A 24482-nucleotide genomic window follows, 5' to 3' on the forward strand; every position below is an offset into this window, starting at 1 on the left:
GGTGTGACGGTCAAGGGAGCTCCTGCGCGGTTTTGCCCCAGCGTGGCGGGGGGGCCGCGCGGGGTCAAGCGCCACCCGCGCGGATGCGACCAAGGTCGCGGCTTTGACCCACGCTGCGGCGACTGCTATCGCTGCGGCGATGGGGAGGACGGGGAGCGGGCGGATGCGGTTTCTGGCGATCCTGACGCTGCGCAACGAGGCGGCCTTCGTGCTCGACTGGCTGGCGTATCACCGGGCCTGCGGCTTCACCGATGTGCTGGTCTTCACCAACGACTGCGACGACGGCACCGACCTGCTGCTCGATCGGCTGCAGGCGATGGGGCTGCTCACCCATCTGCGCAACCCGGGACCGCATCCCGAGGGGCCGCAATGGGCGGCGCTGAAGACGGCGGACCGCCACCCGCTGCGGCACGAGGCGGATTGGCTTCTGGTCTGCGACATCGACGAATATGTGACGATCCATGCCGGAGGCCACCGCCTGCCCGACCTTCTGGCAGCACTGCCTGGGGCGACGGCAATCCCGCTGACCTGGCGGATGTTCGGCAATGCGGGGGTTCTGGCCTACGCGGACCGCCCGGTGACCGAACAGTTCACCCGCGCCGCCCCGGCGGTCCTGCACTGGCCGTGGCGCGCCTTGCTGTTCAAGACGCTGCTGCGCAACGACGGCAGCTACCGCAAGCTCGGCGTGCACCGCCCGCGCAGCCCCGATCCGGCGCGGCTCGACGCGCAGCGCTGGTTCGACGGCTCGGGCCGCGAGATGCCGGCAAGCTTTCACACGCAGGGCCTGATCTCGCCGCCGGGGCAGGACAATTTCCGGCTGGTGCAGCTCAATCACTACGCGCTGGGGGCGATGGAGAGCTACCTGCTGAAGTGCGACCGGGGACGGGCCAACCGCGAGGCCGCGCCCTTCGACATGGGGTACTGGATCGACCGCAACTTCTGCGACGTGGAGGACCGTTCGGCGCTGGCGCTGCAGCCCGAGGCGGCGCGGATCAGGGCGGCAATGATCGCCGATGCGGAGGTGGCGCGGCTGCATGCGGCGGGCGTGGCCTGGCGGCAGGCGCGGATCACTGCGCTGCTGCGCGAGGAGCCGTGGCGCGCGCTGATGGGGCGCCTGATGATGACGGCGCCGAGCCGGGCGCTCTCCGCCGCCGAGGCGGCCGCGCTGCGGCGCTGACGGCGCCTTTCCGCCGATAACGCGCGCCTTGGCAACAGTGGCGGAGGATTGTCTGCCGCGCCCGGCCCTCTGCCACGACTTTGCCCCAATGCCTGCTTCTCATGGGCACGAAGAATTAGCATTTATCTGGTCTGGTCGGCCCGACCGACGCTGCGAGTGACTGCCATGACCTTTCCTGCCACCACCGACCCGGAGCTGCCCGCAGCCTCGCCCACGCCCGAGGATCGCGCGGGCTGGCTGGAGCAGATCGCCACGCTGGGCGAGGAAGCCGGTTACTTCGAACCGCTGGGCAGCCGGCACTGGGCCTTCTTCCGCGACGACAGCCCGACCCTGCTCGTCACCTTCGAGACGGTGGAGGAGATCCGCGCCACGGGGCCGGAGCAGCAGCCCTATGGCGACAGCCTCGCCCGCAGCCACGGCTGGTCGCATCTTTGCCTGATCGCCGACGGGCCGACCTGGTATCGCGACCCGGCGGTCTATCGCTACATCGACCGGCTGGTGGATGACGCCTTCTTCGAGGATTTCGACCGCGTGGTCTTCTATGGCGCGGGCATGGGCGGCTATGCCGCCTGCGCCTATTCGCTGGCCGCGCCGGGGGCGACGGTGCTCGCGGTGCAGCCGCGCGCCACGCTCGACCCGGCGGTAGCAGGCTGGGACCGCCGAAATCTCGCGGAACGACGGCTCGATTTCACCGACCGCTACGGCTTTGCCCCCGACATGGTGGAAGGCACAGGCGAGGTGTTCCTGCTGCACGACCCGGCGGAGATCGAGGATGCAATGCATGCCGCGCTGTTCTGCCGTCCCAACGTGACGCAGCTGCGCTGCCGCCATGCCGGGAGCGCGCTGGCGCAGAGCCTCGCGCAGATGCAGATCCTGCCCCAGCTCATCGCCGCCGCAGGCCAGGGCGAGTTGACAGCTGGCAACTTCGCCCGGCTCTGGCGGGCGCGGCGCAACCACAAGCCCTACATCCTGCATCTTCTGGCGCTGAACGAGGCGCGGCCCACCCGCGCGCTCGGCATCTGCCGCTCGGTCAATGCCCGGCTCAGGCTGCGCCGGATCCGGGCGCGGCAGGACGAGCTGGAAGCCGCGCAGCGCCGCAAGGGCTGATCAGCGCGGCAGCGCCGTCATTGCCCAGAGATCGAGCGCCCGCGCCTTGGTCACCCGCGCCCGGCAAGAATAGATCACCATCGGCTCGGCCGATCCGCCGTGATAGCTGTAGCCCTCGGCGGCACAGGTCGCGTCGCGGAAGGTGACCCAGGCGCGCTGCGCGTCGCGCAGCTGCATCTCGGCGCCCTTCTGATCCTCGGGCAGCGCAGAATCGATGCGCCGCATCTCGTCGCGGGCGGTGCGGAAGGCGACGTTCAGTTCCTCATCCGCCGCGACCCAGGACTGTTCGGCGCAATAGGTCATCTCGACCTGGTATTTCGGCGATTTGCAATCGACCTGCTGGGCCAGGGCCGGAGCGGCGGGCAGCAGAAGACAGAGCGAAGCGAGGTGTTTCATCTGGTCACCATTCCACCGGGCGGGGTTGGCCTGCAGAGAACACCATCCGGCGCCAGCGCGCCAGAGGGCCGGCGGTCACAGGCTGGTGGGTCGTGACCGAAAGGCTGCATGAGACGACTGGAAAAACCCGCGGCGATGCTTTAGGCGCGAAGGCATGACCCAGAGCCTCACGATCCGCCGCCCCGACGACTGGCACCTGCATCTGCGCGACGGCGCGATGCTGCAAGCCGTGCTGCCGGAAACGACGCGGCATTTCGCCCGCGCCATCATCATGCCGAACCTCGTGCCGCCGGTGGTGACCGCGGCGCAGGCGGCGAGCTACCGCGAGCGCATCCTTGCGGCCCTGCCCGAGGGCGCGGCTTTCGAGCCGCTGATGACGCTCTATCTGACCGAGACCACCGATCCGGAGGATGTGGCTGAGGCCGCGGCCTCGGGTCTGGTGAAGGCGGTGAAGCTCTATCCTGCCGGGGCCACGACCAATTCGGCCTCCGGGGTGCGCGACTTCGACAAGGTGCGCGGCGTGCTGGAGCGGATGGCCGAGATCGGCCTGCCGCTCTGCCTGCATGGCGAGGTGACGAGCCCCGAGGTCGACATCTTCGACCGCGAGGCGGTGTTTCTCGACACCGTGCTCGATCCGCTGCGCCGCGCCACGCCCGGGCTGCGCGTGGTGCTGGAGCATGTGACCACCTCGCAGGGCGTGGACTATGTGCGCGGCGGCGGGCCGGACATCGCCGGCACGATCACCACGCATCACCTGGTGATCAACCGCAACCACATCCTCGCCGGCGGCATCCGGCCGCACTACTACTGCCTGCCAGTGGCCAAGCGCGAGACGCACCGGCAGGCGCTGCTGGCCGCCGCGACCTCGGGCGAGGCCTCGTTCTTTCTCGGCACCGATTCCGCGCCGCATGTCGATGCGCTGAAGGAACATGCCTGCGGCTGCGCCGGCTGCTTCACCGCGACGAACACCATGGCGATCCTCGCCCATGTGTTCGAGCAGGACGCCGCGCTGGACCGGCTCGAGGCCTTCGTCTCGCTGAACGGCCCGGGCTTCTACCGCCTGCCGGTGAACGAGGCGCGGATCACCCTGAGCCGCGGCGCGGTGCAGGCGATGCCGGCGAAGATCCTGACCGAAGCCGGCCCCGTGACGCTGTTCGACCCGGGCTTTCCGCTGCACTGGCGCGTCGAGGCCTGAGCCGGGCGAGCCGCCCTCGGGGGCATCGAGCCCCCTCGGACGGCCCTGCCGGGGCGCGGGTGCCAGCGGAGCACCGGGCCGCACCGTCGGAGCCTCCGGCGGGGATATTTAGATAGAGAAGAAGCTGCAAAGGACTGCGCGCATGATCCCCACCTCTTTCCCGCCCCGCGAAGAGATCGCCCGGCTGACCGCGCGGATGCTGCTGGAGATCAAGGCGGTGCATTTCAATGCCGCCGAGCCCTTCACCCTGGCCTCGGGCCTGCCCTCGCCGACCTATATCGATTGCCGCAAGCTGATCTCTTATCCGCGCATCCGCTCGACGCTGATGGATTTCCTGACGGTGACGGTGATGCGCGATGCGGGCTTCGAGGCGTTCGACAACATCGCTGGCGGCGAGACGGCGGGCATTCCCTTCGCAGCGCTGGTGGCCGAGCGCATGGCGCTGCCGATGACCTATGTGCGCAAGAAGCCCAAGGGCTACGGCCGCAACGCCCGGATCGAGGGGGCGATGAGCGAGGGACAGCGGGTGCTGCTGGTCGAGGATCTGACCACCGACGGCGGCTCGAAGCTGAGCTTCGTCGATGCGATCCGCGAGACCGGGGCAAGCTGCGCCCATACTGCGGTGATCTTCTATTACGGCATCTTCCCCGAGACGGTGGGCAAGCTTGCCGATCACGGGGTGACGCTGCATCATCTCTGCACCTGGTGGGACGTGCTGGCCGAGGCCCGCGCCTCGGGCGCCTTCGACGCCGGGACGCTGGCGGAGGTCGAGAGCTTTCTCGGCGCGCCGCGGGCCTGGCAGGACGCGCGGAAACTGGCCGACGCTGCCCCGAAGGGCTGAGCCGCGTCGCGGCGCCACGTGGGGATAAGCCGCGACGGCCCCTCAGAGAATCGCCACAGGCTGTATTTTGACCCCAAGGCTTCCGCGAGATGTGGTAGGCTTGGGCGGGTGACGAGTTCTCCACCGCTTATCCACAGGGTTCGCGGTGGCTTCTCCCCCGATCCTTACCCCCTGCCCCGGCGGGCGGGAAAGGGATAAGCACGGCGCAGACAAGATCAGGGCGTCCGGTGAAGGCGACGCCGCGAAGAGAAGAGGACGGCAGGCATGAACGAGGTCAGGGCATTGCGCGACACGGCGCCGGAGACGGTTCCCGATGTGCTGCCGCATAACATCGAGGCAGAACAGCAGCTTCTGGGCGCGATCCTGACCAACAACGACATCTTCGACCGCATTGCCTCGGTGATCCGGGCCGAGCATTTCTACGATCCGGTCCACACCCGGATCTTCGAGATCGCAGCGGCGCGGATCCAGAAGAACGCGCTGGCTTCGCCGGTGACGCTGAAGGGCTTTCTCGAGGATGACGCCGGCCTGAAGGAGCTCGGCGGGCCCTCCTATCTGGTGCGTCTGGCGGGGGCCGCGATCTCCTCCTTCGCGGCGCGCGACTATGCGCAGATGATCTACGACCTCGCCGTGCGGCGCGAGCTGATCGCGCTCGGGCGCGACATCTCGGCCAAGGCGGCGAAGGTCGATGTCGCCTCCGAGCCCAAGGAGCAGATCGTCGAGGCCGAGCAACGGCTCTACAAGCTGGGCGAGCAGGGCCATGCCGAGCGCGGCTTCCAGAGCTTCCTCAAGGCGGTGACCGATGCGGTCAACGTGGCCAATGCCGCCTATCAGCGCGACGGCGGTCTGGCGGGGATCTCGACCGGGCTCGTCGATCTGGACAAGAAGCTTGGCGGGCTGCACCCCTCGGACCTGCTGATCCTCGCCGGGCGCCCGTCGATGGGCAAGACCTCGCTCGCCACCAACATCGCCTTCAACGTGGCCAAGGCCTACAAGCGCGGCATGACCCACGAGGGGCATGAGGGCGCGGTGGAAGGCGGCGTGGTCGGCTTCTTCAGCCTGGAGATGAGCGCCGAACAGCTGGCGGCGCGGATCCTGTCGGAAGCCTCGGAAGTGCCTTCCGAGCAGATCCGGCGCGGTGACATGACCGAAGCCGAGTTCCGCCGCTTCGTCGAGGCGGCGAAGGCGCTGGAGACCTGCCCGCTCTACATCGACGACACCCCGGCCCTGCCGATCAGCCAGGTCGCGGCCCGGGCGCGGCGTCTGAAGCGCACCCATGGGCTCGACGTGCTGATGGTGGACTATCTGCAGCTGCTGAAGGGCACCGGCAAGGGCGACAACCGGGTGAACGAGGTCTCTGAGATCACCCAGGGCCTGAAGGCCATCGCCAAGGAGCTGAACATCCCGGTCATCGCCCTGTCGCAGCTGAGCCGCGCCGTGGAAAGCCGCGACGACAAGCGGCCGCAGCTGAGCGACCTCCGGGAATCGGGCTCGATCGAGCAGGATGCCGATGTGGTGATGTTCGTGTTCCGCGAGGAATATTACCGCGAGCGCGAGAAGCCCGGCGATCACGAGATGGAAAAGATGGCGCAGTGGCAGCAGCTGATGGAGCAGGTCCATGGCAAGGCCGAGGTGGTGATCGGCAAGCAGCGCCACGGGCCGATCGGTTCGGTCGAGCTCAGCTTCGAGGGCCGCTTCACCCGCTTCGGCAATCTGGTGAAACCCTGGCAGCAGGGCGGCGACAGCTACTGAGCGGCTGCCCGCCGCTCCCTGCCGATCTTCCCTGAAAAATATCCCCGCCGGAGGCATTCCCTCTTAGCCGCAGGCGCAGCCAGACATCATCCCGCCGCGGCAGCGCCGCGCGCGGGGGCTCGATGCCCCCAAGCGCGGCTCGCCCGGGCCGGGTCAGCCGCGGGCGCGTTCCTCGACGGTGGTGGCCATGGCCTCGGCGCGGGCGGCGATCTCGGCCAGCGCTTCCTTCACCTGCGGCGGCACCACCGGCACCTCGATCCGCTCCGGCGGCGGCTTCGGGCGGCTCTCGATCTCGGCCAGTTCGGCGCGCACCTGGCGCAGCTCGTCCTCCAGCGCCGCCGTCTTGTCGGCCAGCATCAGGCCCGACATGAGCAACAGCCGCGACTCGGTCATGCGGCCCATCTGGGTCACCAGAGGCTGCGCCTCGGCGTCCAGCATGGCGGCGGCGGAGCGCAGGAAATGTTCCTCGCCGGGCTGGCAGGCCACCTCGAAGGTCTTGCCGCCAATGGTAATGCTCAGATCAGGCATCGGCACGGGCCTCCTCGATCAGCGGGGTCAGCTCCGAGAGGATCTCGTCCATCTCGGCCATTTCGCTCAGCCGCGTGGCGCGCAGCGCCTCGAGTTCGGCGAGCATGGTCTTGTTCACCAGATGCGGCTCCGACACGCCGTCGGTCTGGGCGCTGCGCAGGCTGCGCAGATGTTCGCGCAGCTGGATCGTGGTCTTGCGCATCCGTTGCAGCTCCAGCCCCTGTGTGTCGAGCTGGCGAGTCATTTTTTCAACCTGCGCCTCGAGCCGGGCGATGGTCGCCGCGTCGCGTTCCTTCACAGCCTTCAGCCGTTCGCTCAGCTGGGCATTGGCCATCTTCTCGTCGTCGAGTTCCGCCTGCAGCGGGTTTTCCGCCGGTTCGGCCAGAGCCGCGACCGAGGTCAGCCCCTCCAGCCCCACACCGATCCGTTCCAGCGCCGCTGTGATCCTGCGCTCAAGTTCCGCCATCTCCTGCATGGTCTCGTGCCTTTCCTGTCCTCGCCGGGTCCGTCGCCCCCGACCCGCTGCCACATCCGGTCGCCCGGAGCGTCAGCGGCTTATTGTCGCGCGAATCGCATTCGCCCGGCGTTTCAGCGATCTTAGCCCAAAGCAAAAGCCGATTGCGCCCCCCTTTGGCACAAGGAGCGCCCCGGCACGCTTGATCTTGCCGCATGGGCTGTTATGCACCGTTGGCATCGGTGCGCAACGTGTCAAAGCCGCACCTCGGGTTATCAACAGCGGAGAATTGCCTTGGACATTGCCAGCCTGCGCGCCCAGCACCCCGACCACTGGAAGAAGGCCTGCGCCATTCGGACCCTCACGCTGGATGCGGTGGCTGCGGCGAATTCCGGTCACTCCGGGATGCCCATGGGCATGGCCGATGTGGCCACCGTGCTCTATGAAAAGCACATGAACTTCGACGCCTCGGCGCCGAACTGGCCGAACCGCGACCGGTTCATCCTCTCGGCGGGCCACGGCTCGATGCTGATCTACTCGCTCCTGCACCTCACGGGCGATGCCGAGTTTCCGATCGAGCAGCTGAAGAACTTCCGCCAGTGGGGTTCCAACACCGCCGGTCATCCGGAGAATTTCCTCGCCCAGGCGATCGAGACGACGACGGGCCCCCTGGGTCAGGGGATCTCGATGGCGGTGGGCTTTGCCATCGCCGAGGAGTCGCTGCGCGCCCGCTGGGGTGCCAAGATCATCGACCACTACACCTATGTGATTGCCGGCGACGGCTGCCTGATGGAGGGCGTGAGCCAGGAGGCCATCGGCCTCGCCGGGCGGCACGAGCTGTCGCGGCTGATCGTGATGTGGGACAACAACGGCATCACCATCGACGGCAAGGTCTCGCTCTCGGACCGCACCGACCAAATCGCGCGTTTCGCCGCCTCCGGCTGGGACACGTTCGAATGCGACGGCCATGATCCGGCGGATATCGACCGCGCGCTGACCGAGGCGAAGGCTTCGGCGAAACCGGCTTTCATCGCCTGCAAGACCCATATCGCACTCGGCTCCTCGGCGCAGGACACCTCGAAGGGCCATGGCGCGCTGACCGATGCCAAGCTGATCGCCGATACCAAGGCGGCCTATGGCTGGGACTACCCGGCTTTCGAGATCCCGAAGGACGTGCAGAGCGCCTGGAAGGCCATCGGCTCGCGCGGGGCGGAAACCCGCAAGGAGTGGGAGGCCCGCTTTGCCGCGCTCTCCGATGCCAAGCAGCAGCTCTTCCAGCGCCAGTTCTCCTGCGAGGCTCCGGCGAAGCTTTCGGCGGTGATCCGCGCGATGAAGAAGCAGGCCGTCGAGACTGCGCCCAAGGTCGCCACCCGCCGTGCATCGGAGATGGTGCTGGAAGTGGTGAACCCGGTGATGACCGAGACGCTGGGCGGCTCGGCCGACCTCACCGGCTCGAACAACACCAAGACCGCCGATCTCGGCGTCTTCGACCCGATCAACCGCAAGGGCCGCTACGTCTATTACGGCATCCGCGAGCATGGCATGGCGGCGGCGATGAACGGCATCGCGCTGCACGGGGGCCTGCGCCCCTATGGCGGCACCTTCATGTGCTTCACCGACTATGCCCGCCCGGCGATGCGGCTTTCGGCGCTGATGCATGCGCCGGTGGTCTATGTGATGACGCATGACTCCATCGGTCTGGGCGAGGATGGTCCGACCCACCAGCCGGTCGAGCATCTGGCGATCAGCCGCGCGACGCCGAACACCATGGTGTTCCGCCCCGCCGATCTGGTGGAGACCGCCGAGGCCTGGGAGATCGCGCTGAGCTCCAAGGCCACGCCTTCGGTGATGGCGCTGTCGCGGCAGAACCTGATGCCGGTGCGCACGACGCATACTTCGAAAAACCTTTCCGCCCAAGGCGCCTATGTGCTCGAGGACGCGACCGCCAAACGTCAGGTGATCCTGATCGCCACCGGTTCCGAGGTCGAGATCGCGGTGAAGGCGCGCGAGGCGCTCGAGGCCGAGGGCATCGGCACCCGCGTCGTCTCCATGCCCTGCATGGAGCTCTTCGCGCAGCAGGACGAGGGCTATCGCCGCAAGGTGCTGCCGGCCGGTCCAGTGCGGATCGGCATCGAGGCGGCGGTGCGTCTGGGCGGCTGGGATCGCTGGCTGCTGGGCGAGCGCGGCCGCGAGGGCAAGGAAGCCTTCATCGGCATGACCGGCTTCGGCGCCTCGGCCCCGGCGGAACGGCTCTACGCCGAGTTCGGCATCACCGTGGAAGCGACTGTGGCCAAGGCCAAGGCGCTGCTCGGCTGAGCCGTCGCAAGAATGGGAAAGGCTCCGCGAGCGATCGCGGAGCCTTTTTTCATTACTTCAGGGTGGCGCGGACGTCGGAGACCTGATCGGCGCTGAGCTCGCCCGAGGTGACGACCTCGCCGCCCTTGATCTGCCACAGGCGGAAGGGGCCGCTGATGTCGCCGAACTCGTCGAAGGCCACCTTGCCGATGACGCCCTCGTAGCGGATCGGCTTGCCCTCGGCGATCAACCCCAGCGCCTTTTTGAACTCCTCCGGGCCGGCGTAGATCGGCTCGCCCGCCGGATCGAGCACGGCGCGGATCGAATCGCGGATCGCCGTCGGCTCCTTGCTGCCCGCCTTGGCGATGGCCAGCCCGACGATGGCGCCCGCATCGTAGGAGCGGTCGGCGGCGGGCGCATCCGGGGCGATGCCGTCGGAGAAGGCCGCGTAATTCTCGTAGAAGTATTTCGTCGAGGCGGTCTCTTCGGTGCCGGAAGAGGTGCCATAGGCGCCTTCGAGATATTGCGCACCCACGGCGCTGATGAAGTCGGAGGAGTTCATCCCGTCGTTCAGCAGGAATTTCTGCGGCCCGCCCTGGCTGATCCAAGCCCGGGCAATGGTCGCGCCATCTACCGGATAGCTGATCAGATAGAGCGCCTCCGGCTCTCCGCCCATGGCGGCGGTGACTTCGGCACCGTAGTTCGGCTGGTTTTCGTTATAGGCGGTGACCGAGGTCACCTCACCGCCGAGCGCCTTGTAGGCGGCGATGAACTCCTTTTCCATGTTCACGCCGAAATCATTGTTCACATGGATGATGGCCAGCTTCTTCAGCCCCGAATCCATCGCATACTTTGCCGCGGCGATGCCCTGCAGCGCGTCCGAGGTGATGGTGCGGAAGAAGAAGCCGCCGGTCTGCCCGTCGCGCGCCAGCTGCGTCAGCGTCGGCGAGGAGGAGGCAGGCGAGACCTGCACCACCCCGGCCCCGGCGGTGACCGAGGTCAGGATCGGAATCGACACCGAGGAGATGATGCCGCCGATGATCACCGGCACGCCCTTGATGGTGACAAGCTGCGTCGCCTGATCCACCGCCACGTTGCCCTGGCTCTGGCTGTCGCGCGTGTCGCTGACCAGCTGGCAGCCGAGCACCCCGCCCGCCTCGGTCAGGTCGCGGAAGGCCATGTCGACCGACTTGGCCCCGGCCTGCCCATAGGCTCCGGCCGGGCCGGTCAGCTCCATCACCATGCCGATGGTGATGTCGCAGTCCTGCGCCTGCGCCAGCGAGGCGGTTCCCAGAAGCAGGGCCGCGAGCAGCGGCGTCTTCAATCTCTTCATGTCTCTCTCCTTGTTGGGGGCCGGTTGTCCCGGCTGTTATTCGGTCGTCCAGGTTTCCTGCAGATGCCGCCAGACCACCCCGCCGGGCAGGCTGGCATCAGGGCTGAAAATGGCGGAGGAGCGGCGCCGGGTGGAGGCGCCCTGCTCGTCCGTCTGGTATTCGTCGTAGCGCAGCAGCACCGCATCCGGGCCGAGATCGAGCGTGCCGCAGAGGGCGACGCGGATGGCGAAGCCCTGCGCCCGCGTGGCTTGGCACCCCCGCAGATAGGCGACGACGGCTGCCGCGTCATGCTCCTGCCCATTGGGCGCGATCATCCGCATATCGGGGGCGAAGACCCGCGCGGTCTCCTCCATCGCCTCGGGAGCGGCGGTGCCGGTGAACCACGCCTCGAAGAACCGGTGCCGCGCCAGAACCTCGGCTTCGGCGAGAGCGGCGAGGGTGGTCATGCGTCGCCCTTGTTCAGATTGTATTTCATCACCGCGCCGTGCCTGCCGGTCCGGTCGCGTTCCAGCGTGTAGACGTCCTCCGGCACCGGTTGCGCCCGGTCGAGCACCGCCCGCACCGTTGCACGGTCGGCGGCGCTCAGCTCGAGATCGGGGATGGCGAGGTTGCTCGCCAGATGCGAGCGGTTGCGCGCGCCGACGATGACGCCCGCGACCTGCGGCGCGTCCAGCATCCAGCGGCTGGCGACGGAGGCGATGTCGGTGCCATGCCGCGCAGCGACCTCGGAGAGCGCCTGCAGCAGCTCCTGGAACAGCGCCCAGCCGCCGAACTCGTCGACGATCAGCTTGTACTTGGTCAGCGAGCGGTTCTCGAAGGGCGGCACCGGCTCCGCCGCGCCCAGCCAGCGCTCGGAGAAGAGCCCGCCCCCCACGGTGCCGTAGCAGAGCAGGCTCACGCCATGCGCGCGCGCGGCCGCCGTCATCTGCCGCGCCGGGCGGTCGTCGATCAGCGAGTATTGCACCTGCATCGACACCAGCGGCACCCCCGCCTCGACGATCCGCAGCATCTGCGCCGTGTCGAAATTGGTGCCGCCGATATTGGCGATCCGGCCCTCGGCGCGCAGCTCGGCCAGCCAGCTTGCCACCTCCACCTGCCGGTCCACCTCGTAATCCCACCAGTGGAACTGCACGAGATCGAGTCGCTCGGCCTGCAGCCGCGCGATGGAGGTCTCGATCGCGCGGGTCACCTCGGCGCGCGAGATCGTCGCCAGCGCGCCGAGGTCGGGGACGAACTTGGTATGCACCTTGATCGCCGCCAGCGCCTCGGCGCCGCGCAGATCGAGATAGCGGCTGCGGAAAGCGCCGATCATCTCCTCGACGCCGGTGTAGATGTCGGCGCAATCGAAGGTGGTGATGCCCGCATCGGCAAAGGCAATCATGTCCTCGATGCTGGTGGCGCGGTCGATGGCGCCATGGCCGCCGGCAAGCTGCCAGCCGCCTTTCAGGATGCGCGAAATCCGGTGGCCGGGGGCGAGGTCATAGGTCTGCATCGGGGGCCTCCAATGGCACGGCAGTGGTTTCGGCATGGGCAAAGCGGCGCTTCGCCAGTCGGGTGATGCGCAGCCGCGAGGGGCAGTTCGGATCGGGACAGGCGATCTCGGCGTCGGTGCTCATCCAGTCGTTCGGATCGGTGACGCGCTGCTTGGCGGCAAGCAGCGGCAGCACCGAGGCCAGCGAGTAGATCGAGATCCCCTGCCCCGGCGGCAGATGCAGCATCTCGCCGCGCAGCTCGAAATGGTCGCCCACCTTCGCCCCGCACCAGAGCTTCGCGCCCTCCGGCGCCACCACCTCCACCCGCAGATCCCAGAGCTCGAAATCGTTCATGGCGCGTCCTCCCAGACCTCGGCCCCCGCCCGCTCGAGGATCGCGAAGGACATCAGGATATCGGCCCCCAGCGCCTCGGCGGCGCGGTCGGGGGCGCGGGCGAGGATCGCATCCATGATGGCGCGGTGGTGCAGCGTGGGAGAGCCGTCGCGCGCCGGGTCGTGACGGCGCACGGCGGCGCGCACGAAGGGACCGGCCTGCATCCAGAGGCTCTCGACCACCGGCAGCAGCACCGACGACCCCGCGCGGGCATAGAGGCCGAAGTGGAAGGCGTGGTTCAGATGCGCCACGGCGGGCGCATCGGTCGCGGCCTCGTACTCCACCGTCAGCGCCTCCAGCCCCGCCACATCCTCGCGGCTGAGGTTGGCGAGCGCGCGGGAGAGCAACTCGCCCTCCACAAGCATCCGCGCCCTCGTGATGTCCCGCGCCCGCTCCAGCGTCAGAAGCGGCACCCGCACCCGGCGGTTGGGCAGCACCTCAAGCGCGCGTTCCGAGACGAGCCGCGCCAGCGCCTCGCGCACCGGCATGGAACTGACCTCCAACCGCTGCGCCACGTCACCGACGAGAAAGGGCTCGCCCGCGTCGAAAGCCCCGCGGATCAGCGCGTCGCGCAGCTGGCGATAGGTCCGGTCCTGCACCGTCTCGCGTCCGACCGGGGCCAGTGCCTCCAGCCCGCCCGTCTGCGCGCCCATATCCATCCTGCGCCCCGCTTCCCCTGTCATCGCGCTTTACATTAGGCGGGAAGCATGGTCCCGTAAACAAAATTGATAATTGATCAACTTCGGGGATGGGATGGGGGAAGAGGGGCAAGCGCTGCTCGAGGCGAGAGGTCTCTGCAAGGCCTTCGGCGGGCTGCGCGTCGTGTCGGAGATGGGGCTTTCGCTGCGGGCGGGCGAGTGTCTGGGGGTGATCGGGCCAAACGGCGCGGGCAAGTCGACGCTCTTCGACCTGCTGGCCGGGGCGCAACCCTGCGACAGCGGCACGATCCGGCTGTGCGGGCGCGATCTGACGACGCTGCCGCCGCAGGCCCGGCTCGGCGCCGGGCTGGGTCGCACCTTCCAGATCCCGCGCCCCTTCCCGCGCATGACCGTGCTGGAAAACCTGATGACCGCCGCGCAGGGCCAGACCGGCGAGAATGCCTTCCTCGCCCTGCTCCGCCCGCGCCGCGTCGCCGCCGAGGAGCGCCGCCATGTCGCGCGCGCCCGCGATCTGCTTGATTTCGTCTCGCTCTCGCATCTAGAGGATCAGCCGGCCTCGGTGCTGTCCGGCGGGCAGCGCAAGCTTCTGGAACTGGCGCGGGTGCTGATGGCCGAGCCCAAGGTGATCCTGCTCGACGAGCCCGCAGCCGGGGTCAACCCGGCGCTGCTCGACCTGATCATCGACCGGATCGCCGCGATCAACGCGCAGGGCATCGCGCTTTTGCTGATCGAGCACAACATGGAGATGATCGCCCGGCTCTGCCCGAGGGTGCTGGTGATGGCAGGCGGCAAGCTCTTGTCCGAGGGCCCGCCGGCGGAGGTGTCGCGGCGGCCCGACGTGATCGAGGTCTATCTCGAAGGCATGCCCGCATGAATGCGCTGTCGCTGGAGGCGCTGGTCGCGGGCTATGACCGCGATCTGCCCATCGTGAAGGGCGTGAGCTTCACGGTCGCCAAGGGCGAGACCGTCGCGATCCTCGGGCCGAACGGTGCGGGGAAATCGACGCTGATCAAGGCCTGCGCCGGTCAGGTGCGCAGCTTCGGCGGGCGGGTGCGGCTGGGGGCCGAGGATGTGACCGGCCTGCCCGCCCATGCGCTGGCCAAGCGCGGGCTCGGCTTCGTGCCGCAGACGGAAAACATTTTCACCCGGCTCACGATCCGCGAGAACCTGCAGATCGCCGCCGAGCTTCTGCCCCGCCCGGGCCGGCGCGACCGGATCGAGGCGATGTTCGCCCTGTTTCCCGATCTCGGCAGCCGCCCACAGGCGATGGCAGGCGCGCTGTCGGGCGGGCAGCGGCAGATGCTGGCGGCGGCGCGGGCGCTGCTGACCGAGCCGCAGGTGCTGATGCTGGACGAACCCTCCGCCGGGCTGTCGCCGAAGCTGGTCGGTCAGGTCTTCGACACGCTGCGCCGCATCGCCGAGGCCGGGGTGACGCTGGTGCTGGTCGAGCAGAACGTGCGCGCGGCACTGGCTCTGGCGCCGCGGGCGCTGGTGCTGGTCGACGGCCATCTTGCGCATGACGGTCCCTCAGCCGAGCTTGCAGGCAGCGAGCGGTTGGGGGAATTGTTCCTTGGTCGACGGGAGGTCGCGCGATGAATCCCCAGGCCCTGATGGACGGGCTGATCGCCGGATCGATGATCGGTCTGGGCGCCATCGGTCTGTCGCTCACCTATTCGATCCTGCGCTTCGCAAACTTCACCCATGGCGATTTCCTCGCCTGGGGCGCCTATCTGACGCTGACCGTGGCGGGGCTTCTGGGCGGGCTTCTCGCCGGGCTCGGCGCGCCGATCGCGCCCTTCAGCTTCGGCATCGGCCTGCCTCTGGCGATGCTCGGCGGCGTCGCCCTGACGGTCGCGCTGGCGCTGGTGCTGGATGCACTGCTCTTCAGCCGCTTGCGGGCGCGGGGGGCGGATGTGATCATCATCGTGATGGCGAGCTTCGGCGCCTCGATGGCGCTGCGCTCGCTTCTGGAATTCATTTTCACCGCGAAGCCCGTCTACATGACCCAAGGGTTGCAGATCGCCCAGCCGCTCGGTCTCGGCCTGCGCGCGACGCCCGATCAGCTGATGGTGATCGCGCTGGCTGCCCTTCTGGTGCTGGCGCTGCATCTGCTGGTCAGCCGCACCGCCACCGGCCGGGCGATGCGTGCGGTGAGCGAGAATCCTGCGCTGGCCGAGGTCTACGGGCTCGACGTGACGCGCGTCATCCGCATCACCTGGGTGATCGGCGCGGGGCTGGCCTGTGTCGCCGGAGTGATGTCGGGACTCCTGGTGCAGGTGCGGCCCTACATGGGCTTCGATCTGCTGCTGCCGCTCTTCGCCGCCGCCATCCTCGGCGGGATCGGCTCGATCCCCGGGGCGATGATCGGCGGGCTGGTGATCGGGCTGGCCGAGGCCCTGGCGGTGCAGGCGGTGGGTGCCGAATGGCGCGCCGCGGTGGCCTTCGTGGTGCTGGTGCTGGTGCTTGTGCTGCGCCCGAGCGGGCTTTTCGGGCAGAGGGCATGATGGAACTCGTCGCCTACGCCGCCTTCTTCCTGACCATGGCGCTGACCTATGCCATCATCTGCCTCGGCCTCAACGTGCAATGGGGCCAGACCGGGCTCTTCAACGTCGGCATCGCGGCCTTCGTCGGCCTCGGCGCCTATGCCTCGGCCATCCTCACCACCGCGGGCCTGCCCATTGCCCTGGGCTGGCTGACCGCGGCGACGGGGGGCGGGGTTCTGGCGCTCCTGGTGGGGCTCCTCACCATCCGCATGCGCGCCGATTACCTCGCCATCACCACCTTCGGTGTGGCCGTCTCGTTGCAGCTCGTGTTCCAGAACCTCGAGAGCGTGACCGGCGGGGCCTTCGGCATCGGCTCGATCCCCCGGCCCTTCGCCAGCCTGCGCAGCCAGCCGCTCGCCTTCAACCTCGCCAATCTGGCGCTGACGGCGGGCGTGGTGCTGGCGCTCTACTTGCTCCTGGAGCATCTGCTGCGCAGCCCCTGGGGTCGGGCGCTGCGGGCGGTGCGCGAGGATGAGCGCGCGGCGCAAGCCTTGGGCAAGACGCCCGCCGCCCTGCGCATCCAGGCCTTCGTGCTGGGCGGCGCGGTCATGGGGCTCGCGGGCGCGGTGCAGGCGCATTTCATTGGCTTCATCGCCCCGGCCAACTACCTGCCGGTGATGACCTTTCAGGTCTGGGCCATGCTGATCGTCGGCGGCTCGGGCAACAACCGCGGCGCCATCCTCGGCGCGGTGCTGGTCTGGGCGCTCTGGGCGGCCTCGGCGGGTGTCATCGCCGAGGTCTTCCCGCCCGGCCAGCAGGCGCGTGCCGCCTCGCTGCAGACCGTGCTGATCGGCGTCATGCTCTGCGCCATCCTGCTCTGGCGGCCGCAGGGCATCCTGCCCGAGGCGCGCCACGTCTCCCGCAACCTCGGCCATCGCAACGCGAAGGAATGACCATGGTCCCCGACCGCTATCCGCTGACCCCGAAGCTCTCGATCTCCCGCGTCCTCACCGGCCTCTGGCAGGTCGCGGATCAGGAGAAGGATGGCACGCCCTCCGACATCGCGGCCTCGGCGCAGGCGCTGGCGGACTATGCGGCGGCCGGGTTCGACACCTTCGACATGGCCGACCACTACGGCAGTGCCGAGCTGATCACGGGCGAGATGCTGCGGCGGCATGAGGGCGCGCAGAGGCCGCTCGCCTTCACCAAATGGTGCCCCGCCCCGGGCCCGATGACGGCCGAGGTGGTCCGGGCCGGGGTGCAGGAGCGGCTGGACCGGCTGGGGGTGGCGGCGGTGGATCTGCTGCAGTTCCACTGGTGGAGTTTCGAGCATCCGGCCTGGCTCGATGCGCTGCACGAGCTGGCGAAGCTGCGAGAGGAGGGGCTGATCCGCGAGATCGGCGTGACGAATTTCGACGCGGCGCATCTGGGGCTTGCCCTTTCTGACGGCATCCCGCTGGTCTCCAACCAAGTGTCCTTCTCGCTGATCGACCGCCGCGCGGCGGGGGCGCTCACCGCGCTCTGCACGGCGCGGAACGTGCGGCTCTTGGCCTACGGCACGCTCTGCGGCGGCTTTCTCACCGAGCGTTGGCTGGGCCAGCCGCGCCCCGAGGCGATCCCGGACTGGAGCCGGATGAAATACCAGCGCTTCATCGACGCGGCCGGCGGCTGGGAGGCCTATCAGGGCATCCTGCGCGCGGCGGCAGGCGTCGCGGCGAAACATGGCGTGTCGCTGTCGAACGTCGCCACGCGCTGGGTGCTGGAGCATCCCTCGGTCGCGGGTGTCATCGTCGGGGCCCGGCTGGGAGAGAACGTCCACCGCGACGACAATGCCCGGCTGTTCGGCTTCCGCCTCGATGCCGAGGATCACGCGGCGCTGGACGCGGCCTTCGCCACTACCACGCCGATCCCCGGCGATTGCGGTGACGAATACCGCCAGCCGCCCTTCCTCACCGCCTCGGGCGATCTGAGCCACCACCTGTCGCAGATGCCGAGCGCCCTGACCGCCCTGCCCGACCCCGAGGTGCCGGGCCGCGCCCGCGTCTTCTCCGGCTCGGAATGGGAGCCGATTGCGGGCTACTGCCGGGCGATCCGCGACGGCGAGCGGATTCTCGTCTCGGGCACCACGGCAACGCATGGGCGCGACCGGACCGTGGCACCGGACGATGCCGGGGCGCAGACCACCTACATTCTCGACAAAATCGTTGCGGCGGTTCGGGCGCTTGGTGGCAAGCCGGAGGACATCCTGCGCACCCGGATGTTCCTGCGCGAGGCGGGCGACGTCGAAGCCGCCGCACGTGCGCATGGCCGCCGCTTTGCCGGGCATCCCCCGGCCAACACCACCTTCCTCGCCGGCAACCTGATCGGTGACTACCGGGTGGAGATCGAGGCCGAGGCCGTGGTCCGCGCCTAGCGGATCACGCCTCGGCGATCTTGCGCGTGCGGTGCCAATGCAGCACCGCGGGCACCACGAGGATCAAGAGGCAGATGCCTATCATCACCGCCGAAAGCGGCGTCGAGACCAGCACCAGCGGATCGCCCTGCCTGATGGCCAGTGCCCGGCGCAGCTGGGTCTCGGCCATCGGGCCGAGGATCAGCCCGATCAGCACCGGTGCGATGGGGAAATCGTAGACCCGCATGATGTAGCCGAGAAAGCCAATCCCCACCATCATCGCCAGATCGAGCCAGGAGTTCGACACGCCCCAGATCCCCACCAGCGAGAAGATCAGGATACCGGCGTAGAGATAAGGCCGCGGGATGAACAGCAGCCGCACCCAGAGCCCGGCCAGCGGCAGGTTCAGGATCAGCAGCATGAGGTTGCCGACATAGAGCGAGGCGATCAGCCCCCAGACCAGATCGCCCGAGTTGATGAACAGGAGCGGCCCCGGCTGCAGACCGTAGTTCTGGAAGGCCGCCAGCATGATCGCGGCGGTGGCCGAGGTCGGCAGGCCCAGCGTCAGCAGCGGCACCAGCACTCCGGCGGCAGCGGCGTTGTTGGCCGCCTCGGGCCCGGCGACACCCTCGATGGCGCCATGACCGAATTCCTCGGGGTGCTTGGTCAGCTTGCGTTCCAGCGTGTAGGACAGGAAGGTCGGGATCTCGGCCCCGCCCGCGGGCAGCGCGCCGATGGGGAACCCGAGCGCGGTGCCACGCAGCCACGGCTTCCACGAGCGTTTCCAGTCGTCCCTCGTCATCCAGATCCCGCCCGCCAGCGGGTTCAGGTTCGGCCGGTGCAGCCCGAAGCGGCTGGCAACATAAAGCGTCTCGCCAATGGCAAAGAGCGAGACCAGCACGACGGTCATCTCCACCCCGTCGAGGAGGTCCGGCAGGCCGAAGGTGACGCGCTGCAGCCCGGTCTGCTTGTCGATGCCGATCAGCCCCAGCGACAGGCCGAGAAACAGCGCGATGAAGCCGCGCACCTTGGAGGCGCCCATGACCACCGCGACCGACAGGAAGGCCAGCAGCATCAGGCCGAAGTAGTCCTGCGGCTTGAAGATGAAGGCGAGCTCGGCGATGGGGGGGGCGAGGAAGGTGATGCCGATGGTGGCGATGGTGCCCGCTACGAAGGAGCCGATGGCCGCCGTTGCCAGCGCCGCCGCCCCCCGGCCCGATCGGGCCATCTTGTTGCCCTCGAGCGCGGTCATCATCGCGCCGCTCTCGCCCGGGGTGTTGAGCAGGATTGAGGTGGTGGAGCCGCCATACATGGCGCCGTAGAAGATGCCGGCGAACATGATGAAGGCGCCCGTCGGGTCGATATGCACCGTCACCGGCAGCAGCAGCGCGATGGTCAGCGCCGGGCCGATGCCCGGCAGCACGCCGATGGCGGTGCCCATGAAGGTGCCGACGAAGGCCCAGAGCAGGTTCATCGGCTGGAGGGCGGTGGAGAAGCCGCCGAGCAATGAGGTCAGGGAGTCCATGTCATACTCCCAGAAGCGGCAGGAGACTGCCGAGTTGCACGCCGAGCAGCCGGAACAGATACCAGCACAAAAGCGAGATGGCCGCCCCGATCAGCAGGTCGAAAAGCGGGCGGCGCGAGCGAAAGGCCCGCGCCACCAGGATGAAACAGCCCGTCGCCGTCAGCACGAAGCCGAGCCGCGGCAGGGTCAGGAGAGGCAGCGCGCAGGCCGCCGCCGCATAGGCCAGCGCGGTGTAGGAGACGCCATGCGACTCGTCCACGTCCTCGGCGCCCTGCTCCTCGAAGGGAACGCCCTGCCGGATCTGCACCGCCAGGATGAGGCCGAGTAGCACCAGCCCCAGCCCGACAGCCGTCACCATCAGCCCCGGGCCGATATGGGCATAGCGGTCGAACTGCGGCAGCTCCGACGCCTTCCAGAGCAGCACCGCGCCCCAGCCGATCGTCGCCGCCGCAAGCCAGTACGGACGTTCCATGCGGTCTCCTTCCCCGAAGCCGGGTTACTGGATGAGGCCGACGTCCTTCAGGACGGCTTCGACACGGGTCCGCTCTTCGCCGAGGAAGGCCACGAACTCGTCACCGGCGAGATAGGCATCCTCCCAGCCCTGCTTGGCCAGGATCTCCTGCCAGGCCGGGCCCTCGTGCATCTTGGCGAAGCGGTCGAGCCACATGGTGCGGCCCTCGGCCGACATGTCCTTGGCGCCGACGATGCCGCGCCAGTTGCCGACCACCACATCCGAGCCGCTTTCCTTCAGCGTCGGGGCCTCGACCCCGGGGAAGCGTTCGGCGGAGGTGACGGCGATGATGCGGATGCGGCCGGCATCGGCCATCGGCTTGAACTCCGACACACCCGATACGGCCACGGCCAGCGTGCCGCCACCGAGCGCGGTCACCGTCTCGGCCCCGCTGTCGTAGGGGATGTAGTTGATCGCCTTGGGATCGAGCCCGTTCTCCTTGGCCAGGAGCGCCATGACGACGTGATCGACACCGCCCGCCGAACCGCCGCCCACCGCGATCGAGCCGATATCGGCCTTCATCGCCGCGATCAGATCCTCGACGGTCTGGATCGGCGAGTCGGTCGCCACCGCGATCACTCCGGTATCGTTGGTCAGCCGCACCAGCGGGGTCACGTCATCCATCGTCACCGGTGAGTTGTTCAGAAGGATGCCGCCGATCATGATGACCCCCATCGACATCACCGCATTGTCGTTGCCGGTGTTGGACGAAACGAACTCGGCCAGACCGATGGTGCCGCCCGCGCCGCCCTTGTTGGCGAAGGAGGCCCCGTCTGTGAAGATGCCGTCGGCGCGCATCGCGTCGAAGGGCAGACGCGCCATCGCGTCATAGCCACCACCCGCCCCGCCCGGCGCCAGCACCACGGCCGGCTCGGCGAAGGCGGGAAGCCCTGCGGAAACTGCCACGGCGACCGCCGCGGCGAACATTGATCTGATCATGTCTTACCTCCCCTGTTGACACGGGCGTCTGCGCCCGACCGTCCGGTTGGCCCGGAACGGCTGGAGACGATGCCTGTGGCACGATGTCTCAGCAACAGTGTTATGGGGGTGGATGCATTCACGCAATGACTTCGACAGGGCGGCCCGCAGGCGCCATCGCTCAGTCGATCAGCATTTCCTCGACCAGCACGGCCCAGCCCGCGCCATGCATGTCGCGGTCGGCCCGGGTGCCCTGCACCACCGGCCGCGGCACCGAGAGCTTCACCACGTTCAGCGAGGGGATGTCGAAGCGCTTCATGTCCTGCGGCTCGACCCCGAAGAGCCGCGCCACCCGCGCCGTCTCCAGCCCCGCCGCGACCCGCTCGAAGGCCGGGCCGCTGCCGCAGAACACGTCCACCGTCAGCCAGAACGGACCGGCATTCTTGGAGCGGACCTTCTCGACCAGAGTTCCCAGTTCAGGCACGTCCGACCTCATGGGTTTCAAGACGGAAGGCCGACATCGGATCGTCCAGCATCATGATGTGGTTCAGGCAGAATTCGTAGAGCGCCCCGCGCTGCATCTCGGCGGGCGAGAAGGGGAAGGCGAAGGTCGGCATCGGCTCGTCCTCGGTCAGCGCGTGGTGCAGCAGGTAGGGGTTCAGCATCTTGCCCGCCTCTGCCGCCTGCGCCTCGGTCGGACAGGTGAGGATGCCGAGCACGCCCACCTCGACCGGCAGCTCCTTGCGATTTTCCAGATCGCCCAGCGTCGCATCCATGCCGATCAGCCGCAGCTCCAGCGTGAACTCCTCCGCGGCGAGCCCCATCCGCTCGATGATCTGCGCCGTCACCCGCTTCTGCACATCCGCCGCCCATTCGCGCGCATGGCGCACATAGCGCCGCTCGCGCAGCAGCGCGAGGCAGACCGACTGGTAGCCCGCGATCCGCGCGCCCTCCAGCTTCACCGTGTAGCGGCCCGTGACCCAACGCGAGCCCTCCACACGAACCCGCCGCGCGTCGAGCGCATGATAGCTCGCCCCCGTGACGTCGAGATGCCCGCCCGGCTCGTAGAGGATGAACGGGTCGGAATTCTCGTAGAGCATATGCGCCGAGACAGTGTAGGGCGTCGCCGCCGCCACCTCGGCCATCGGCTCGACGGTGAAACCATCCGCGTCGAAATCGATCTGGATCACCCCGGTCATCGGATGGGTGGTGGCCAGCGCCCCGCATTCGCCGATCTTGGCCCCGTGCCAGGCCCCGCCCGCATGGTCGCCATTGATCAGCGGCAGCGCCGCGATGATCGCCGTGTCGGTGGTGCGCCCGGCGATGACGATATCCGCCCCCGTCGCCAGTGCCGCCGCGATCTGCTCGGCCCCGGCCAGCGCCACGATGTTGGTGCAGTCGTCGAGCAGCGCCTCGGTCATCTCCGGAGCAGGGTTCAGCGGCGCGATGCGGCCCTCGGCCAGCGCCTGCTTCACCCGGCCGACCGGCTGGCCCGATTTCAGCGTCGCCACCCGCAGCCGCTGCCCGGTCTCCGCCGCGATCTCGCGCGTGATGTCGAGAAGCCAGTCTACCGCGCTGTCGGCTCCGCAGGTGCCCGCCGTACCGATCACCAGAGGCACCCCGGCCTCGGCCCGCGCCTCCATCAGCCCGCGCCATTCGGCCTTGGTTGAGGCGCGGGAATATTTCGACACGCCCCGCCCCAGATACGACGGCCCGCTGTCGGTCGAGCCGCCATCGACGGCGATGATCGCCGGACGGTTGCCGATGCCACGCGCCAGCGCCGCCTTGTCATAGCCAAGGCCGAGTGCCCCGGTCGGAATGAGAACCCGTGTCATCGAGCTGCCCTCGCTGGTTGATGCCGCGCCCACCGCTGTCACCGGATACGCCGCAGAGCCTGCACAAACGCCCGGCCCTTGTCCAGCAGAGACCGGCTTGCCGAAGCCGCCGCCCGACCCCATCTTTCCCTCAGCCCCAACAGCCGCACCCCATGACCCGCACCGAAGCCGCCGATGCCGCCCTGATCGCCGCCGCGCAAGGCTACTTCGCCGCGCGTCGCGCCATGGTGCCCGGCTTCGTCGCCCGCACCTTCGGGCTGCGCGGGACGCTTGGCCTGCACCGCCGTGCGCTCGGCTGGGACATCCTGCGCGCGCCGCTCAACGTGATGCTGGCCCCGGTGCTGATCCTGACGCGGCTGGGCAGCCTCGCCGCCCGCGCGGTCGGGTGGCAGGGCGTGGCGGGCTGGCTCGGGCGGCGACGCTTTCTTCTGCCCACCGATGTCGCCCGCGCCACCGAGCGCCGCATCGTCGTCGATCTCCTGCAACTCCCCTGGGCCGATGCCGAGGGCCGCTCCGAGCGCGATGCGCTGGCCGAGGCGATGCTGGCCGAGCCGGCGCTGCGCGCGCTGATCGCGCAGCGACTTGAGGCCGGGATCGAGACCCGGGTGGCGCGGACCCTCGGGGAATACAGCAGCACCCGCGCCGCCGTGGCCGAGATGACCACGGCGATGGGCACGCTCGGCGTCGGCGCGCTCGCCTTCCAGGCGCTGACACCGGGCATGGTCTCTCTCGCCCCGGCGCTGGCCGCGATCCTCGCGCAGCAGGCGGCGCTCGCGGCCTTCCCGCTGGGCGGGTTGCTCGGGTCCGTCTGGTACGGCCTCTTCCCCGCCAGCGCCTCGCCGGTCCTCTCCGGCGCGGTGATCCTCGGGCTCATGCTCACCGGCGCGGTCGCCGCCGCCTTCGCCGGGGTGATCGCCGATCCGGTGCAGACCGCGCTCGGCATCCACCGCCGCCGCCTGCTCCGGCTGATCGACGCGCTGGAGGACGAATTCACCGGCAGCGGCCGCCGCGCCTTCGCCGCGCGCGAGCATTACTTCGCCCGCCTGCTCGACCTCGCCGACGCCGGCCTCGCCACGCTGCGGCTGTTCCGCGGCTGAGGCTTTTTCTGACGCTGCCGGAGGCGTCCGACCTCTGCCGGAGGAGCCGGCCTCGGGGGCATCGAGCCCCCTCGCCCGGCGCTGCCGTCGCCTTGGGCCGGGTGGTCTCCGAACATCC

At 68.8% G+C, this 24482-nt stretch carries 25 protein-coding genes; 12 read left to right on the forward strand and 13 right to left on the reverse strand.

Annotated features, from left to right (window positions below; all coding sequences use genetic code 11):
* Positions 1 to 163 precede the first annotated feature (163 nt).
* Together AC3A5Z_RS11405 and AC3A5Z_RS11410 are read left to right on the forward strand one after the other, a co-directional pair.
* Positions 164 to 1177, forward strand: coding sequence for a glycosyltransferase family 2 protein (locus tag AC3A5Z_RS11405; protein ID WP_487519454.1), 1014 nt, complete (start codon positions 164 to 166; stop codon positions 1175 to 1177).
* A 165-nt stretch (positions 1178 to 1342) separates the two neighbouring features.
* On the forward strand, positions 1343 to 2284 hold the full coding sequence (locus AC3A5Z_RS11410) for a phosphoadenosine phosphosulfate reductase (RefSeq protein WP_487519455.1): 942 nt from the start codon (positions 1343 to 1345) through the stop codon (positions 2282 to 2284).
* Here AC3A5Z_RS11410 and AC3A5Z_RS11415 read toward each other — a convergent pair whose 3' ends face one another.
* Positions 2285 to 2680, reverse strand: a complete 396-nt coding sequence (locus AC3A5Z_RS11415; RefSeq protein WP_487519456.1) for a lysozyme inhibitor LprI family protein — start codon at positions 2678 to 2680, stop codon at positions 2285 to 2287.
* A gap of 154 nt (positions 2681 to 2834) precedes the next feature.
* On the opposite strand from AC3A5Z_RS11415, the gene pyrC reads away from it, so the two are divergent.
* From pyrC to AC3A5Z_RS11430, 3 genes are all read left to right on the forward strand, one after another.
* Positions 2835 to 3875, forward strand: a complete 1041-nt coding sequence (gene pyrC / locus AC3A5Z_RS11420) for a dihydroorotase (protein WP_487519457.1) — start codon at positions 2835 to 2837, stop codon at positions 3873 to 3875.
* A 142-nt stretch (positions 3876 to 4017) separates the two neighbouring features.
* Positions 4018 to 4716: an orotate phosphoribosyltransferase gene (locus AC3A5Z_RS11425; RefSeq protein ID WP_487519459.1), complete on the forward strand. Its 699-nt coding sequence runs from the start codon at positions 4018 to 4020 to the stop codon at positions 4714 to 4716.
* 264 nt (positions 4717 to 4980) lie between these two features.
* Entirely contained in the window at positions 4981 to 6468 is a 1488-nt protein-coding gene (locus tag AC3A5Z_RS11430) for a replicative DNA helicase (RefSeq protein WP_487519460.1), read from the forward strand.
* A gap of 153 nt (positions 6469 to 6621) precedes the next feature.
* Here the strand turns inward: AC3A5Z_RS11430 and AC3A5Z_RS11435 are convergent, their stop codons facing one another.
* Positions 6622 to 6996, reverse strand: coding sequence for a cell division protein ZapA (locus AC3A5Z_RS11435; RefSeq protein ID WP_487519461.1), 375 nt, complete (start codon positions 6994 to 6996; stop codon positions 6622 to 6624).
* The gene (locus AC3A5Z_RS11440; RefSeq protein ID WP_487519462.1) at positions 6989 to 7471 is read right to left on the reverse strand and encodes a hypothetical protein; all 483 of its coding nucleotides are present in this window, start codon (positions 7469 to 7471) and stop codon (positions 6989 to 6991) included. The genes AC3A5Z_RS11435 and AC3A5Z_RS11440 overlap by 8 nt, the downstream gene beginning before the upstream one ends.
* 273 nt (positions 7472 to 7744) lie before the next feature.
* On the opposite strand from AC3A5Z_RS11440, the gene tkt reads away from it, so the two are divergent.
* Positions 7745 to 9766, forward strand: a complete 2022-nt coding sequence (gene tkt / locus AC3A5Z_RS11445; protein WP_487519463.1) for a transketolase — start codon at positions 7745 to 7747, stop codon at positions 9764 to 9766.
* A 52-nt stretch (positions 9767 to 9818) separates the two neighbouring features.
* Here the strand turns inward: tkt and AC3A5Z_RS11450 are convergent, their stop codons facing one another.
* From AC3A5Z_RS11450 to AC3A5Z_RS11470, 5 genes are read right to left on the reverse strand one after another with little or no spacing between them, the layout of a single operon-like run.
* Positions 9819 to 11078 (reverse strand): ABC transporter substrate-binding protein, encoded by a 1260-nt coding sequence (locus AC3A5Z_RS11450; RefSeq protein ID WP_487519464.1) that lies wholly within the window; start codon positions 11076 to 11078, stop codon positions 9819 to 9821.
* A gap of 36 nt (positions 11079 to 11114) precedes the next feature.
* Positions 11115 to 11525: a hypothetical protein gene (locus AC3A5Z_RS11455; RefSeq protein WP_487519465.1), complete on the reverse strand. Its 411-nt coding sequence runs from the start codon at positions 11523 to 11525 to the stop codon at positions 11115 to 11117.
* On the reverse strand, positions 11522 to 12571 hold the full coding sequence (locus tag AC3A5Z_RS11460; protein ID WP_487519466.1) for an aldo/keto reductase: 1050 nt from the start codon (positions 12569 to 12571) through the stop codon (positions 11522 to 11524). Before AC3A5Z_RS11460 ends, AC3A5Z_RS11455 begins: the two co-directional genes overlap by 4 nt.
* Positions 12558 to 12905 carry a TIGR04076 family protein gene (locus AC3A5Z_RS11465; RefSeq protein ID WP_487519467.1) on the reverse strand — a complete coding sequence of 116 codons (348 nt, stop codon included), beginning with the start codon at positions 12903 to 12905 and terminating at the stop codon, positions 12558 to 12560. Before AC3A5Z_RS11465 ends, AC3A5Z_RS11460 begins: the two co-directional genes overlap by 14 nt.
* The gene (locus AC3A5Z_RS11470) at positions 12902 to 13597 is read right to left on the reverse strand and encodes a GntR family transcriptional regulator (RefSeq protein WP_487519468.1); all 696 of its coding nucleotides are present in this window, start codon (positions 13595 to 13597) and stop codon (positions 12902 to 12904) included. Before AC3A5Z_RS11470 ends, AC3A5Z_RS11465 begins: the two co-directional genes overlap by 4 nt.
* A 79-nt stretch (positions 13598 to 13676) precedes the next feature.
* Between AC3A5Z_RS11470 and AC3A5Z_RS11475 the strand changes: the two genes are divergently transcribed.
* The 5 genes from AC3A5Z_RS11475 to AC3A5Z_RS11495 are packed head-to-tail and all read left to right on the forward strand — an operon-like array spanning position 13677 to position 18499.
* Positions 13677 to 14477, forward strand: coding sequence for an ABC transporter ATP-binding protein (locus tag AC3A5Z_RS11475; RefSeq protein ID WP_487519469.1), 801 nt, complete (start codon positions 13677 to 13679; stop codon positions 14475 to 14477).
* Positions 14474 to 15199, forward strand: a complete 726-nt coding sequence (locus AC3A5Z_RS11480) for an ABC transporter ATP-binding protein (protein WP_487519470.1) — start codon at positions 14474 to 14476, stop codon at positions 15197 to 15199. Before AC3A5Z_RS11475 ends, AC3A5Z_RS11480 begins: the two co-directional genes overlap by 4 nt.
* The gene (locus tag AC3A5Z_RS11485) at positions 15196 to 16107 is read left to right on the forward strand and encodes a branched-chain amino acid ABC transporter permease (protein ID WP_487519471.1); all 912 of its coding nucleotides are present in this window, start codon (positions 15196 to 15198) and stop codon (positions 16105 to 16107) included. The genes AC3A5Z_RS11480 and AC3A5Z_RS11485 overlap by 4 nt, the downstream gene beginning before the upstream one ends.
* Positions 16107 to 17039, forward strand: a complete 933-nt coding sequence (locus tag AC3A5Z_RS11490) for a branched-chain amino acid ABC transporter permease (RefSeq protein ID WP_487519472.1) — start codon at positions 16107 to 16109, stop codon at positions 17037 to 17039. The genes AC3A5Z_RS11485 and AC3A5Z_RS11490 overlap by 1 nt, the downstream gene beginning before the upstream one ends.
* Before the next feature lie 2 nt (positions 17040 to 17041).
* Positions 17042 to 18499: an aldo/keto reductase gene (locus AC3A5Z_RS11495; protein WP_487519473.1), complete on the forward strand. Its 1458-nt coding sequence runs from the start codon at positions 17042 to 17044 to the stop codon at positions 18497 to 18499.
* Between the two features lie 4 nt (positions 18500 to 18503).
* Here AC3A5Z_RS11495 and AC3A5Z_RS11500 read toward each other — a convergent pair whose 3' ends face one another.
* The 5 genes from AC3A5Z_RS11500 to AC3A5Z_RS11520 all read right to left on the reverse strand — a co-directional run bounded on the left by AC3A5Z_RS11500 (position 18504) and on the right by AC3A5Z_RS11520 (position 23267).
* Complete coding sequence (locus AC3A5Z_RS11500) at positions 18504 to 20003, reverse strand: tripartite tricarboxylate transporter permease (RefSeq protein ID WP_487519474.1); 1500 nt, start codon at positions 20001 to 20003, stop codon at positions 18504 to 18506.
* A 1-nt stretch (position 20004) separates the two neighbouring features.
* Complete coding sequence (locus AC3A5Z_RS11505; protein ID WP_487519475.1) at positions 20005 to 20475, reverse strand: tripartite tricarboxylate transporter TctB family protein; 471 nt, start codon at positions 20473 to 20475, stop codon at positions 20005 to 20007.
* A 24-nt stretch (positions 20476 to 20499) separates the two neighbouring features.
* The gene (locus tag AC3A5Z_RS11510) at positions 20500 to 21453 is read right to left on the reverse strand and encodes a tripartite tricarboxylate transporter substrate binding protein (RefSeq protein ID WP_487519476.1); all 954 of its coding nucleotides are present in this window, start codon (positions 21451 to 21453) and stop codon (positions 20500 to 20502) included.
* A 160-nt stretch (positions 21454 to 21613) separates the two neighbouring features.
* Entirely contained in the window at positions 21614 to 21916 is a 303-nt protein-coding gene (locus AC3A5Z_RS11515; RefSeq protein ID WP_487519477.1) for a DUF4387 family protein, read from the reverse strand.
* Positions 21909 to 23267 carry an acyclic terpene utilization AtuA family protein gene (locus AC3A5Z_RS11520; RefSeq protein WP_487519478.1) on the reverse strand — a complete coding sequence of 453 codons (1359 nt, stop codon included), beginning with the start codon at positions 23265 to 23267 and terminating at the stop codon, positions 21909 to 21911. The genes AC3A5Z_RS11515 and AC3A5Z_RS11520 overlap by 8 nt, the downstream gene beginning before the upstream one ends.
* Positions 23268 to 23419: 152 nt before the next feature.
* On the opposite strand from AC3A5Z_RS11520, the gene AC3A5Z_RS11525 reads away from it, so the two are divergent.
* Positions 23420 to 24364, forward strand: coding sequence for a DUF6635 family protein (locus tag AC3A5Z_RS11525; protein ID WP_487519479.1), 945 nt, complete (start codon positions 23420 to 23422; stop codon positions 24362 to 24364).
* Positions 24365 to 24482 lie beyond the last annotated feature (118 nt).

It is taken from the genome of Cereibacter sp. Soil_C_27, assembly GCF_057657095.1.